The organism is Actinomycetospora sp. CA-084318 (assembly GCF_050955885.1).
Lineage (GTDB): Bacteria > Actinomycetota > Actinomycetes > Mycobacteriales > Pseudonocardiaceae > Actinomycetospora.
The window spans coordinates 5,743,181-5,755,032 of sequence record NZ_CP192098.1; the positions used below are offsets into that span (position 1 = coordinate 5,743,181).

Genomic DNA, 11,852 nt, shown 5'->3' on the forward strand with positions numbered 1-11,852 from the left:
CCGTTCAGGTGGCGTTCATCGACGCCGGTCCGACGCCGGACTCACCGGCCCTGGTTCGCCACCGCCGCGATCGCGTCCTTCGCGGCCTCCGGGTCGAGGTAGGTCCCGCCGGGGTTCGTCGGGCGGAGGTCGTCCCCCTCGGCCTGGAGGTCGTAGCGCAGCGGGATGCCCGTGGGGATGTTCAGCCCGGCGATCGTCTCGTCGTCCACGCCGTCGAGGTGCTTGACCACCGCGCGCAGCGAGTTGCCGTGCGCGGCGACCAGGACGGTGCGGCCGGCGCGCAGGTCCGGGACGACGGCCTCGCTCCAATACGGCAGGAGCCGCTCCAGGACGTCCTTGAGGCACTCGGTGCGCGGCATCGCGGCGCCGAGGTCGGCGTAGCGCGGGTCGCCGGTCTGGGCGTACTCGTCGTCGGGGTCGATCGGCGGCGGCGGGGTGTCGTAGGAGCGGCGCCAGATCTGGAACTGCTCCTCGCCGTACTCCTGCATCGTCTGCTTCTTGTCCTTGCCCTGCAGCGCGCCGTAGTGCCGCTCGTTGAGGCGCCAGTCGCGCCGGACCGGGATCCAGTGGCGGTCGCAGACGTCGAGGGCGATCTGCGCGGTGGCGATGGCGCGGCGCAGCAGCGACGTGTGCAGCACGTCGGGGAGCAGCCCGGCGTCGCCGAGGAGCTGTCCGCCCCGCCGGGCCTCCTGCTCACCGGTCGCGGAGAGCGGGACGTCCACCCATCCGGTGAACAGGTTCTTCTCGTTCCACTCACTCTGCCCGTGCCGCAGCAGCACCAGCGTTCCGACGCTCATGGCCTCGGACCCTAACGGGCCGGGTCGGGGGCGTAGGACGAATCGGCCGGGGGTAGCCGTCCCGCGACCGGGCGGCCTGGCCGCCCTCCCCGTGATCGAGAAGGAGCAGGGATGAACGACGACGACATCACCACCTCCGGGTCGAACCCCGGCCACGGCCCCGCTGACGGTGGCGCCTCGGGTGGCGGTGCCGACGGCGGTGCGGACGGTGGCGCCGACGGCGGTGCCCACGGCCCGGCCGACGGTGGCGCAGCGGGCAACGGTGCGGACGGCGGCGCCGACGGCGGTGCGGGCCACGGCCCGGCCGACGGCGGCGCGGCCGGTGGCGGCGCCGACGGTGGTGCCGACGGCGGCGCGGACGGTGGCGCGGACGGCGGTGCCGGTCACGGCCCGGCCGACGGTGGCGCGACCGGCAACTCCGCCGACGGCGGCGCGGACGGCTCGGCCGGGCACGGCCCGGCCGACGGCGGCGCCCGCGGTGGCGGCTCCGACGGTGGGGCCGACGGCGGCGCGTAGGTGCTTCGCAGGTGAGCGGTGGAGGTCGTGACAGCGACCTCCACCGCTTCCCTGTCCGACTCCGGAGGACACACACCCCATGACCGACCGCCCGTTCCTGCGCCGTTGCGTGGCCGGCGACCTCGACGCGTTCGCCGACGAGGCGTGGGGCCGACAGGCGGTGCTCTCGCGCGCCGACGACCTCGCCAAGCACGACGAGGCCGACCGTTCCGGGTCCTTCGCGGACCTGTTCTCGCTCGACGCCGTCGACGAGCTGCTGGCCCGCCGCGGCCTGCGCACGCCGTTCCTGCGCGTCGCGAAGCAGGGCACGGTGGTCGACTCGAAGCACTTCACCGGCGACGGTGGTGTGGGCGCCGAGGTGTCCGACCAGGTCCGCGACGACCGCGTCGCCGGCCTGTTCGCCGACGGCCACACCGTGGTGCTGCAGGGCGTGCACCGCACCTGGGATCCCGTCGCCCGCCTCGCGAGCGGCCTGAACGCGGACCTGGGTCACCCGGTGCAGGTCAACGCGTACATCACCCCGCCGTCGTCGACCGGGTTCTCCGCGCACTACGACGTCCACGACGTCTTCGTCCTCCAGATCGCCGGCACCAAGCGCTGGCACGTCCACGCCCCGGTGCACACCGACCCGCTGCGCGACCAGCCGTGGAACGACCACGCGGCCGCCGTGCGTGAGCAGGCCGCCGGCGAGCCGCTGCTCGACGAGGTCCTCCACCCCGGCGACGTCCTCTACCTCCCGCGCGGGTTCCTGCACTCGGCGACCGCGCAGGGCGAGATCTCCGCCCACCTCACGGTCGGGATCCACGTCCTCACCCGGCACGCCGTGCTGCAGACCCTCCTCGCCGGCCTGGCCGACGACCCGGAACTGCGCGCCTCGCTGCCCCTCGGCGTCGACGTCGCCGACCCCGCCTCCCTGGCCCCACACGTCGAGGCGGTCGCCCGGAAGGCCGCCGAGTACTTCACCCGCACCCCCGACGCCGCGCGGACCTCGCGGGGCCTGCGCGGCCGCGTCTGGAACGGCAACCGACCCGAGTCGCTGCTCCCGCTGCGGCAGGCCGCGGCGATCGCCGCGCTCGACGCCGACACGGTGGTGCAGCCGCGGCTCGGCCTCCGACACCGGCTCCTGCCCGACGCGGGGTCGGGGAAGGTCGTGCTCGACCTCCCGGACCGCTCGCTCGAGCTGCCCGCCGCGGCCGCGACGCCGCTCGCGGTGCTGCTCGCGGGCGACCCGGCGCGCCTCGGGGACGTCCCGGAGGACGAGCCGGGCGACGCGCTCGTCGTCGCGCGACGTCTGCTCAGGGAAGGTGTGCTGGTGACGCCGGAGTCGGTCGCTGGCGCCGAGCGGGTCGCAGGAGGTACGACGGACCGGTGACGGCGGACGCTCTGACCCGACAGGACCCGGCCGACGACCCGGCGCAGTTCCGCTGCTCGGCCGCCGCGCGGGAACGGAACGACCCGCTGTTCGCCTCCGCCCCGCCGGCCCGCCGATGGCTCCTGGTGGAACACCCCGGCCCGTGGGGCTTCCAGGCCCTGGGCGGCGCCGGCTTCTCCGCCGGCGTCGTCGAGGCGGTGGACGAGTTCTGCCGCGCCCACGAGGCGCGGTTCCAATTGATCCGGCGCACCGCGGTGCGCGGCGCGCCCACCGAGGCCGGCGGCCGGTTCGCAGTGGTCGACTCGCGGATCGGGCACGAGTCGGTGCGGTGGGGTCGGGTCGACTCGCCCGAGGCGCTCCCGGCCGCGCTGGCCGACCTCGAGGCGTCCACCGAGCCGTCCGCCGAACCGATCTACCTGGTGTGCGCGCACGGCCGGCACGACGCGTGCTGTGCGATGCGCGGCCGGCCGGTCGCCGCCGTGCTCGCCACCGAGTACGCCGACCGCACCTGGGAGACCACGCACACCGGCGGCGACCGCTTCGCGGCCAACGTCGTGCTGCTCCCGCACGGGCTCGTGCTCGGGCGGGTGCCGGCGACCGAGGCGGTGCGGGTGGCGGAGCGCTACGACGCCGGGGAGGTCGACCCGACGCTCGTCCGCGGCCGTGCCGGTCTGGCCCCGGCGGTCCAGGGCGCCCAGCACCACGCCCGGCTCGCGCTCGGCGAGCACCGGGTGGCGGCGCTCGCGCCGCTCGACGTCACGCCCGACGCGACCGAACCCGCCGTCGTGACCGTGCGGCTCGCGGGGCCGGAGGGCCCGCTCGAGGTGACCGTGCGGGAACGCTGGGTCCCGTCAGCGACCCCGTTGACCTGCAGTGCGGGCCGCACCGCGTCGATGCGGACCTACGACCTGGTGTCGCTGACCCCGACCCGCCCGTAGCGGGCGGGGCCGGCGTCCCACCACGCCATCAGGCGGCGGTGCACCGGGCGTTCGACCGCCTTCGTCAGGAGCCACCCGCAGAGGACGCCGGTGACGATCATGAGACCGGTCTGCAACGTGGGCCCCACCCCGAGCTGCTGGGCGCGGCGCATGACGACGTAGCCGACCGTCTGGTGCGTCAGGAAGACGCCGTAGGAGATGCCCGCGCCCCAGGTGACCGCACGGGTGACGCGGTCGGGCAGCCACCGACCCCAGTCCGGGCCGACGGCGGCGAGGGTCATCGCGACGACGCCGAGCCCCACGAGCACGACGGCGGTCCAGTCCGTGTCCCAGCCGGCGGTCGGGTCGAGCGCCGAGGTCTGGAGCGCGTGCTCACCGATCGCGGCGACCTCGAGCGCGAGGAAGTGCGGCAGGCGCAGGCGGCCGGTGGAGTACATCCAGACCGCGACGCCCGCGACGAACAGGTGCCACCGGAAGATGCCGAGGCCGTCGACGACGAACGCGTACGTGGTCCCCGGGGGCAGGGTGGCGCGGTAGTACCACTGCGCGGCGGGCACCAGCACCGCCAGCCACATCACCACCCGCAGCGCGACGCCGCTCCCGAGCGGGCCCCGCCACATGACCGCGGCCAGGCAGAACGCCATCAGCTGCAGCGGGATCGTCCAGTACGAGCCGTCGACGAACCCCCAGCTCGGGTCCCAGTGCCAGAGCATCGCCAGGTTGGCGAGCAGGTCCTTCTTCCCCGGCAGGTACCAGCCGTCGGGGGCGAGGTAGCGCAGGAAGAGCCAGGCGTTCACCGTCGCGACGAAGAACGCCGGCAGCAGCCGCGCGAGCTTGCCCCACCACCACCGGGCGGTCCCACCCCGGCGCGCACCGCCGCGGCGCACCGTCGCGGCGATGAAGTACGCGGACAGGACGAGCAGCAGGCTCGCCCCGACCTGGTGGGGGAAGGTGTAGTTCTTCGGCAGGATGTCGTGGTAGACGAGCGGGCCGATGAACGTCGAGTGGTAGAGCATCACCAACAGGACGAACCCGCACCGCAGGACGTCCCAGCTGACCCGTCGCGCCGAGCCCCCGGGGGTCCGCGGCGGCCGGGCGGACCCGTCCGGGGGCGGTGTCGGGGTGCGCCACCGCGTCCGGGCGTGCGGCGACGGCGAGGCCGGTCGCTGCACGATGTCGGTCACCGGCGGCACGGTAGCAACGCACGGCGACCGTCAGCTCACGAGGCGTGGCGCTCCGCGCTCGGCGGGTCCTGCGACGCCGCGGCCGGTCGTGTGCTCCCGTTCTGGCTCACGGGCTCTTCACCCGTCGTCCGACCGGACTCGCCCGGACGGCCGTCCTCGGCCATCGCACGGCTCTCCGCCTTGAGGATCCGCATGGACTGCCCCAGGCCCCGGGCCATGTCCGGGAGCTTGCGCGACCCGAACAGCAACAGCACCACGACGAGCACGATCGCCCAGTGCACCGGGCTCAGTGAACCCATCGTTCCCACCTCGCATCGATCCGCGGCCGCAGGTGCGGCCGTTCGGAGGCGAGGCTAGCCCCGAGATGGTGAGCATCGGGCAAAGACCGTCGGAAACCCTCGACCGGGAGGTTTGATCACGGCGCGGACGGGGCGAATCGGTGACTGCATCGTCACCTCGCCCGGAAAGGCCTCGTCATGGTCGTCTTCACCATCATCGGCTGGATCATCTTCGGCCTCATCGTCGGCTTCATCGCCCGCGCGCTGGTCCCCGGCAAGGACAACATCGGGATCCTCCCGACCATCGGCCTCGGCATCCTCGGGTCGGTCGTGGGCGGGCTCGTCTTCTCCCTGTTCACCGGGCGCATCACGCTGTCGAACCCCGTCGGCTGGATCGGGTCGATCATCTTCGCGATCATCCTGCTGGTCATCTACAACAAGGTGACGGGACGCAAGACCCGCGCCTGACCCGGACCTCTCCGAACGGAGGGTTCCCCGGCTCGTCGGGAATCCCGGCACGGGCCCGTTCGGTTGTGTACGACTGAACGATCCCACGATCTCTTGGAGGCAACGATGCCGAGCCGCGACGCCACCACCCACTGGGAAGGCGGCCTGCAGGACGGCAAGGGCAGCGTCACGCTGGACTCGTCCAACGCCGGACAGTTCAACGTCTCCTTCCCGACGCGCGCCGAGGACCCCAACGGGCAGACCAGCCCGGAGGAGCTGATCGCCGCGGCGCACTCGTCGTGCCTCGCGATGAACCTCTCCGGCGTCCTCGGCAGCGAGAACCTGACCGCGAAGTCGATCGACGTCAGCGCCGAGGTGACGCTGTCGCCGGCGAAGGGCGGCGGGTTCGAGATCAGCGGCATCGCCATCACGCTGCGCGCCACCGTCGACGGGGTCGACGAGGCGAAGTTCAAGGAGCTGGCCAAGACCGCCGAGGAGACCTGCCCGGTCTCCAAGGCGCTCGCCGGCACCACGATCACGCTGGACGCCGCGCTCGACAGCTGAGCAGCGGTCCCCGAACGGGCCGTTCGTCACCGTCATCGGTGACGGACGGCCCGTTCGTCGTTCCGGGGGTCACCTCCGTCCCGAGCGAACGGCACTGTCGCAGCATCTAGATGCGCGAACGGGCCGTTCGCTCGTTCCGCATCGGGGTCCCACCCCGCGCCCAGCTCCTGCACAGGGCGGTGTCCGAGCCTCGGGAGCATGGGGATCACGTGGGTGCTGCTCGCGGCCGTGCTGTTCGGCGCCGGCTCCGTGGCGCAGGCGACGGCGCTCGCCGCGTCGGGGCGGTCGTGGACCGCGATGCTGCGCCACCCCGCCTTCGTTGCGGGCACGGTGGCCGAGGGCCTGGGCGCGCTCGCCCACGTGCTCGCGCTGCAGACGGTGTCGATGGCGGTCGCGCAGTGCGCCGTCAGCGGGAGCCTCGCCGTCACCGCGCTCGCCGCCCGCTGGTGGTTCGGGACGCGGCTGGGCCTGCGCGGGATCGGGGCGGTCGGTGCGCTGTCGGCGTCGCTGGTGGTGCTGGCGTCGGTCGCCGGGGAGTCGGGCACGGCGACGGACACGGTGGGCCTGGAGGTCGGGCTCCTCGTGACGGCGGCCGTGGTCGGGCTGGCCGGGCTGGCGGGGTCGGTGGCCCGGCGGGCCTGGCTCGTCGGGGTCTGCTCCGGCCTGGCCTTCGCCGCCTGCTCCACCGCGGTGAAGCTCGTCGACCTCACCCACCCGCTCGCGGCCCTCACCTCCGCGCCCGCGCTGCTGGCGGCCGTGACCGGTGCGCTCGGCTGCCTGTGGTGGACGGTCGCGCTGCGGCTCGGGTCGGTCACCACGGTGACGGCGGTCGTGGTCGTCGCCGAGGTCGTCCCACCGTCCCTGCTCGGCCCGTTGCTCGGCGACGAGGTCTCGGCGGCGTTCTACCTCGTCGCCCCGCTCGTGCTGGCGGTCGCGGCGCTCGCCTGCGTCGTCCTGGCCCGCAGCGCGCCCGCCGAGGCGCCGGCACCCGTCGTCGGGAAACGCCTCCCCGAGCCGATTCCGGCGTAATCTGGGGCCATGGTGTCGACGGGCAGGCGTGCGGTCGTCGAACCCGGCGAACCCGCCGGGGACCTCGCCGAGCGCCTCGGGCTGCACCGCCCGGAGCGCGAGCAGGCGTTCGTGGCGGCGCTGCGGCGGGTGCGCGACGCCGAGCTGCGCGCGGAGTACGAAAGCGACGGCATCCGGCTGCGCTGATCGTCGTCGGGCCCCCGTGATAGGTCTGGCCACGTGAGCGAGTGGCCCTTCCTGGCGTGGTCGCCGGACGACGCGGCGGCCGCCGTGTACGACGTGACCGTCGACGGCACGTGGGAGCAGCTCGTCGACTTCTACGCCGGCGGCGCCCCGAGCGCGCCCCTCGAGCGGATCGTCGCGCTGGCGCGGGAGCACGGGGTGCGGTCGCTGGTCGTCGAGCAGCGCCACCTCGACGCGGACTGGCGCAGCGAGCACGCCGCCTTCCACGGGCGGCTCTTCCGCCGCCACCCGTCGGTGACCCACCGCTGGCACCTGTTCACCGGTGAGGTCGACCCGGCGGACGTGACCGCGCTCGACCCGTCGTCCTACCGGGGCTACACGACGCTGCGGCCGCTGCCCGCGACGCCCGTCGGGCCGACGATGATCACGCCACCACCGGGGCTCGACGGCGGGGTGCGGTGCGAGGCGACCGAGCGGGTGTCGCTGTTCGGCACCGCGCTCACGGTGCGCGGGATGCCGTTCCTGTCGCAGGACGCGGAGTACCTGCGGTGCGCGCACGCGACGCTGTGGATGGCGCTGCGGCACGCGCACCTCGCGCACGGCGTGCCCCGGCGGCTGACCGCGGAGGTGCACGACGCGGCGCTCGGCGGCGTGATCGTCGGCCGCCAGGTGCCCAGCGAGGGACTGTCGGTGCAGCAGATGATGGCGGGCGCGACCCGGCTCGGACTCTCGCCGGGCCTGGTGCACCTGCCCGGCACGCGGGCCGAGGACGACGAGGCCGGGATGCTGACGCTGGGCGGCATCCTCTGCCGCTACGTCAACTCCCAGGCGCCGCCGGTGGTGATCTCCCGGACACACGCGTGGGTGGTGGTGGGCTATCGACGGGTCTCGCCGGAACCCGGGGCCGGGGTGAGGCTCTGGCGCCACGACGACGCGCGCGGCCCCTACCTCGAGGTGGCCGACCCGTTCGACGAGGTCGACGACGCGCACCGCCCCTGGCAGACGGCGCTGGTGCCCCTGCTGCCGCAGGTCTACGTCACGGCCGAGCGCGCCGAGGCCGCGGGCGAGCACTGGTTCCACGGCTACCTCGCGCAGGCCGACCCCGACGAGCCCGTCGCGCGCGCCGACCTGACGTGGCGGACGTACGTGACCCGGTCCGACGAGTGGCTGGAGCGCCTCGCCGAGCGCGGCCTCGACGCGTCGCTGGTGCGGTTGTACCGGCTCACCCTCATGCCGGAGTACGTGTGGGTGGTCGAGGCAGTCGACCGGGACGCCCGGGCGCGCGGCGAGCCCGACGTGCTCGGCGAGGCGGTGCTCGACTCCACCGCCTCCACCCACCACGAGCCCCTGCTCTCCGGGCTCATCGCGCTGCACGTCGGGCGGCTGGCCCACCGGGTGGGGCCGGACCACGGGCAGCGCCGGGAGGTCCGGATCGCCGCGCCCGGCCACTACGTGACGGGGCGGCGCGGGCGGACCTGATCTCCGCTCCGTGGCAGCGAAGCCCTATCGGCGTGCTCGTCCCACTGCTGTCATCCAGCGGCAGGAACGCCCCTTCGTCAGGTCGGCCCGGCTCCCGAGATCACGCCCGCCGAGACGTCGGCGCCCGCGATCGGCCGCTCCGTGGTGGCCGGGGTGGAGTCGGTCCCGGCCGAGAGCGGGCCGAGCGTCAGCGTGATCCGGTTCGTGCTCGTGCGCTTCCGGCTGCCCTCGCCGGACGCCGAGCCGGAGAGCACGAACCACTTCGCGCCGACCTCGCCGTTCGCGCTGACCCTGCGACTGATCTCCACCGAGAGCTCGATCTCCACCGACTGCACCGCCAGCCCGGTGGTGGGTCCGCCGTCCTGCTGGGCCTCGAGCAGGTCGTGTCGCAGGGCCTTCAGCACCGTGTCGAGCCCGAGCCCCTGCTCGTCGTCGTCCGCCATGGCGCGCACGGTAGCCGTGGAGCCCGACAGCGAAGCGTCGTTGCTGCCACTGGGCGCCGGTGACGACGCTTCGCTGTCACGACGAGGTCCACGCCCCCGGTCGGTGGACCCGCGCCGGCAACGTGGTCGACGCGTCCCCACGCGCCGAGGTGACCTGCGGATTCGTCAGGAAGAGCACCGACCGCAACGAGGCCCCGCGCAGGTCCGCACCCCGCAGGTCGGCGCCGAGCAGGTCGGCCCGCCCGAGGTCGACGCCCCGCAGGTCGGCGCCCATGAGCAGGGCGCCGCGCAGGGAGACGTCGGCCAGCCGCCGGCGCCGGAGGTCCTTCCCGACGAGGTCCGCCCGGGCCATCGAGGGCGCGTCCGCCCCGCGGACGACCTCGCTGGTCCGCCCGAACAGCTCTCCCGCCTCGCCGCGCACCGCCGCGACGTCCGCCTCCGGGCCGAGCGCCGCGACCCGCTCGGCGAGGGCGGAACGCTCCGCGGCGAGCGCGTCGACCGGCTCGGCGAGGTACCAGAGCACCTCGTGCAGGGCCCGCATCACGTCGAACGCGCCGAACGCCTCGTCCGGGGCGACGCGCCAGTCGGCCCACGCGGTCACGCGCTGCCCGGCGCCGAAGCAGTCGAACGTGACGCAGCCGGGGAAGCCGCGCTCGGGCAGGACGTCGTGGATCGTGCAGGGCGCGGGCTCACCGGGGACGCCCACGGCCAGGTTCGGACACGGGGTGCGGGCCGGCTTGGAGATCGCGAAGTCCGCCGAGCGCGTGAACGCGGGCGCCACGCAGCAGAGGCCGGCGCACCGTCCGCAGTCCGCGGTCAGCTCCACGTCCGCCTCCTCGGTTCGACGATGTGGCACTCCTGCCACTGGGTGACAGCAACGACGCTTCGCTGCCGGATGGGGCGGGCTCAGCGCTCTCCCGTGAGCGGCAGCTCCGCGAGCACCCGCCACGAGTCGGGTTCGCGCGAGCCCACCAACAGGTGCAGCGACTCGATGCGCGCGTCGAACGGCAGGTGCGGCACCACCCGTGCCTCGACCGCGCGCAGCGCCTCCATCGTCGCGACCGAGCCGTAGCCGATCGTCAGGTGCGGCAGCGGCTCGTGCTCGCCGCGGTAGGGCGGGCAGTCGGGGAAGGCCTCCCACACGCACGCCGTCAGGTCGGCGAACGGCGCCGACGGGCGCGGGGCGAGCCAGAGGTAGTCCTCGCCGAACCACCCGGTCGTCGGGAAGGAGCAGTCGATCGCACCGGCCCCCGCGACCGCGTGCCGGAGACGCGCGACCACCGCGTCGTCGATCTCCGCCGGCGGCAGGAAGGGGTAGAGGACGGTGACGTGCGCGGGCACGCCCGTCGCGGTCGTCGGGTCCAGCTCCCGGCGCGCCGTCCCGACGACGGGTTCGGCCTCCGGTACCAGCGCGAGGACGGCGGACTCGGTCGGTGTGCTGCTCACCGGGCCATCCTGCCGTGACGGATCGTCGCGGGGCAGATGCTGATCATCGCCCGGCGCGCTCCTCCATCCACGCCACCGCGAACGCGCACATCGGCGCGGCGTCGACGACGAGGCTCGGCGCCTTGCCGACCCGTCCCTCGCGCCCGCCCCCGGCGGCGACGAAGTCACCGACGATCGTCGCGAAGTAGTCCTCCGTGAAGGCCTCGACCACCGGGTCGGCCGTGTCGAACTCCTCGACCCAGCGCCAGGTGACCCCGTCCGCCGTCGCGAAGGGGACCTCGTAGCGGATGACGCGCTTGCCGGGGAGGTCGGCGAGGTGCTCGGCGTGGTGCAGGAGCGTCATCGTGTCCCACGGCGCGCCGATCAGCGCGACCTTGCCGGCGCGCTCCACGAGCTTCGCCAACGGCGACCCGGGCCCGTAGCCGTAGTCGAGCGGGTGGTCGGCGGTGAACCACGCGGCCTCCGCGCCGAGCGCCGCGAACGACGCGCCGGCCGCGGCGCTGCGGCACGCACCCGGCGTCGTGCGGAGGAATTCCGGGAGCACGCCGTTCTCGCGCATCGCGCGGGAGGACGCGGCGTCGAACGGCGGGACGTGCGGGCGCAGCGCCTCCGGCACGCGCCCGGCGTCGTCGAGCTCGTCGGCGTACGGGGCGTGCCAGTCGGTGTAGGCGAGCACGGTGCCGCCGGGCGAGACGGCGTCGAGGAGGGCACCGATCACGGTGTCGGGGCCGCCCACCGTCGGGTCCAGCGCGCCGAGGGCGCCGTGCGCGAGGACCGCGTCACCGGGGGCGAGGCCGAGTCCGCGCAGGTCGGCGGTGAGGTCGGCGCGGGTGATCAGCACGGCCCGACGATAGCCGGACATCCTGGACAGGCAAGCGGATACTTGCCTATGCTCCCGCGGTGGGCGACATCTACCGCGCGCTGGCCGACCCCACGCGTCGCGCGCTGCTCGATGCGCTCACCGCGACCGACGGCCAGACGTTGTTCGCGCTGTGCGGCGCGCTGCTCGAGCGCGGCCTCTCGCCCACGCGGCAGGCCGTGTCCCAGCATCTCGCCGTCCTCGAGGAGGCCGGGTTGGTCCACGTCCGCCGCGAGGGCCGCTACAAGTTCCACGATCTCGACACCCGCCCGCTGCGCGACGTCGCGCAGCGGTGGCCCGTCCCGGAGGAGTGAGCG

General features: G+C 74.5%; 16 protein-coding genes. 9 read left to right on the forward strand and 7 right to left on the reverse strand.

The genetic code is table 11. The features are described from left to right. Positions 1 to 41 precede the first annotated feature (41 nt). Positions 42 to 797, reverse strand: coding sequence for a phosphoglyceromutase (locus ACQPYX_RS28035; protein ID WP_433800540.1), 756 nt, complete (start codon positions 795 to 797; stop codon positions 42 to 44). Positions 798 to 908: 111 nt separating this feature from the next. Here ACQPYX_RS28035 and ACQPYX_RS28040 point away from each other — a divergent pair, with 111 nt between their 5' ends. From ACQPYX_RS28040 to ACQPYX_RS28050, 3 genes are all read left to right on the forward strand, one after another. Then, on the forward strand, positions 909 to 1,313 hold the full coding sequence (locus tag ACQPYX_RS28040) for a hypothetical protein (protein ID WP_433800541.1): 405 nt from the start codon (positions 909 to 911) through the stop codon (positions 1,311 to 1,313). Positions 1,314 to 1,392: 79 nt separating this feature from the next. Then, positions 1,393 to 2,685 (forward strand): cupin domain-containing protein, encoded by a 1,293-nt coding sequence (locus ACQPYX_RS28045; RefSeq protein WP_433800542.1) that lies wholly within the window; start codon positions 1,393 to 1,395, stop codon positions 2,683 to 2,685. Then, on the forward strand, positions 2,682 to 3,623 hold the full coding sequence (locus ACQPYX_RS28050) for a sucrase ferredoxin (protein ID WP_433800543.1): 942 nt from the start codon (positions 2,682 to 2,684) through the stop codon (positions 3,621 to 3,623). The genes ACQPYX_RS28045 and ACQPYX_RS28050 overlap by 4 nt, the downstream gene beginning before the upstream one ends. On the opposite strand, the gene ACQPYX_RS28055 is transcribed toward ACQPYX_RS28050, so the two are convergent. Next, positions 3,587 to 4,807 (reverse strand): acyltransferase family protein, encoded by a 1,221-nt coding sequence (locus ACQPYX_RS28055; protein ID WP_433800544.1) that lies wholly within the window; start codon positions 4,805 to 4,807, stop codon positions 3,587 to 3,589. The two genes, ACQPYX_RS28050 and ACQPYX_RS28055, sit on opposite strands and share 37 nt — an antisense overlap. Positions 4,808 to 4,842: 35 nt before the next feature. After that, positions 4,843 to 5,106 carry a Sec-independent protein translocase subunit TatA gene (gene tatA / locus ACQPYX_RS28060; protein WP_433800545.1) on the reverse strand — a complete coding sequence of 88 codons (264 nt, stop codon included), beginning with the start codon at positions 5,104 to 5,106 and terminating at the stop codon, positions 4,843 to 4,845. A gap of 177 nt (positions 5,107 to 5,283) precedes the next feature. On the opposite strand from tatA, the gene ACQPYX_RS28065 reads away from it, so the two are divergent. The 5 genes from ACQPYX_RS28065 to ACQPYX_RS28085 all read left to right on the forward strand — a co-directional run bounded on the left by ACQPYX_RS28065 (position 5,284) and on the right by ACQPYX_RS28085 (position 8,787). Continuing rightward, positions 5,284 to 5,553 (forward strand): GlsB/YeaQ/YmgE family stress response membrane protein, encoded by a 270-nt coding sequence (locus ACQPYX_RS28065; protein ID WP_433800546.1) that lies wholly within the window; start codon positions 5,284 to 5,286, stop codon positions 5,551 to 5,553. A 105-nt stretch (positions 5,554 to 5,658) separates the two neighbouring features. Beyond that, positions 5,659 to 6,096, forward strand: a complete 438-nt coding sequence (locus ACQPYX_RS28070; protein WP_433800547.1) for an OsmC family peroxiredoxin — start codon at positions 5,659 to 5,661, stop codon at positions 6,094 to 6,096. 198 nt (positions 6,097 to 6,294) lie between these two features. Further along, positions 6,295 to 7,125 carry a hypothetical protein gene (locus ACQPYX_RS28075; RefSeq protein WP_433800548.1) on the forward strand — a complete coding sequence of 277 codons (831 nt, stop codon included), beginning with the start codon at positions 6,295 to 6,297 and terminating at the stop codon, positions 7,123 to 7,125. Between the two features lie 9 nt (positions 7,126 to 7,134). Beyond that, complete coding sequence (locus tag ACQPYX_RS28080; RefSeq protein WP_433800549.1) at positions 7,135 to 7,311, forward strand: hypothetical protein; 177 nt, start codon at positions 7,135 to 7,137, stop codon at positions 7,309 to 7,311. 33 nt (positions 7,312 to 7,344) lie between these two features. Continuing rightward, positions 7,345 to 8,787, forward strand: a complete 1,443-nt coding sequence (locus ACQPYX_RS28085) for a hypothetical protein (protein ID WP_433800550.1) — start codon at positions 7,345 to 7,347, stop codon at positions 8,785 to 8,787. A 77-nt stretch (positions 8,788 to 8,864) separates the two neighbouring features. Here the strand turns inward: ACQPYX_RS28085 and ACQPYX_RS28090 are convergent, their stop codons facing one another. The 4 genes from ACQPYX_RS28090 to aac(3) form a co-directional block, all read right to left on the reverse strand. Continuing rightward, complete coding sequence (locus ACQPYX_RS28090; protein ID WP_433800551.1) at positions 8,865 to 9,230, reverse strand: trypco2 family protein; 366 nt, start codon at positions 9,228 to 9,230, stop codon at positions 8,865 to 8,867. A gap of 76 nt (positions 9,231 to 9,306) precedes the next feature. Further along, positions 9,307 to 10,056: a pentapeptide repeat-containing protein gene (locus ACQPYX_RS28095; protein ID WP_433800552.1), complete on the reverse strand. Its 750-nt coding sequence runs from the start codon at positions 10,054 to 10,056 to the stop codon at positions 9,307 to 9,309. A gap of 80 nt (positions 10,057 to 10,136) precedes the next feature. Continuing rightward, on the reverse strand, positions 10,137 to 10,676 hold the full coding sequence (locus tag ACQPYX_RS28100) for a 2'-5' RNA ligase family protein (protein WP_433800553.1): 540 nt from the start codon (positions 10,674 to 10,676) through the stop codon (positions 10,137 to 10,139). Positions 10,677 to 10,719: 43 nt separating this feature from the next. Then, on the reverse strand, positions 10,720 to 11,517 hold the full coding sequence (aac(3), locus tag ACQPYX_RS28105; RefSeq protein ID WP_433800554.1) for an aminoglycoside 3-N-acetyltransferase: 798 nt from the start codon (positions 11,515 to 11,517) through the stop codon (positions 10,720 to 10,722). 59 nt (positions 11,518 to 11,576) lie between these two features. Here aac(3) and ACQPYX_RS28110 point away from each other — a divergent pair, with 59 nt between their 5' ends. After that, positions 11,577 to 11,849, forward strand: a complete 273-nt coding sequence (locus ACQPYX_RS28110; RefSeq protein WP_433800555.1) for an ArsR/SmtB family transcription factor — start codon at positions 11,577 to 11,579, stop codon at positions 11,847 to 11,849. Positions 11,850 to 11,852 lie beyond the last annotated feature (3 nt).

Coding starts and splice junctions, on each gene's coding strand:
- ACQPYX_RS28070 (WP_433800547.1), top strand. CDS start 5,659: ATGCCGAGCCGCGACGCCACCACCCACTGGGAAGGCGGCCTGCAGGAC.
- tatA (WP_433800545.1), bottom strand. CDS start 5,106: ATGGGTTCACTGAGCCCGGTGCACTGGGCGATCGTGCTCGTCGTGGTG.
- ACQPYX_RS28065 (WP_433800546.1), top strand. CDS start 5,284: ATGGTCGTCTTCACCATCATCGGCTGGATCATCTTCGGCCTCATCGTC.
- ACQPYX_RS28080 (WP_433800549.1), top strand. CDS start 7,135: ATGGTGTCGACGGGCAGGCGTGCGGTCGTCGAACCCGGCGAACCCGCC.
- ACQPYX_RS28090 (WP_433800551.1), bottom strand. CDS start 9,230: ATGGCGGACGACGACGAGCAGGGGCTCGGGCTCGACACGGTGCTGAAG.
- ACQPYX_RS28035 (WP_433800540.1), bottom strand. CDS start 797: ATGAGCGTCGGAACGCTGGTGCTGCTGCGGCACGGGCAGAGTGAGTGG.
- ACQPYX_RS28075 (WP_433800548.1), top strand. CDS start 6,295: ATGGGGATCACGTGGGTGCTGCTCGCGGCCGTGCTGTTCGGCGCCGGC.
- ACQPYX_RS28040 (WP_433800541.1), top strand. CDS start 909: ATGAACGACGACGACATCACCACCTCCGGGTCGAACCCCGGCCACGGC.
- ACQPYX_RS28045 (WP_433800542.1), top strand. CDS start 1,393: ATGACCGACCGCCCGTTCCTGCGCCGTTGCGTGGCCGGCGACCTCGAC.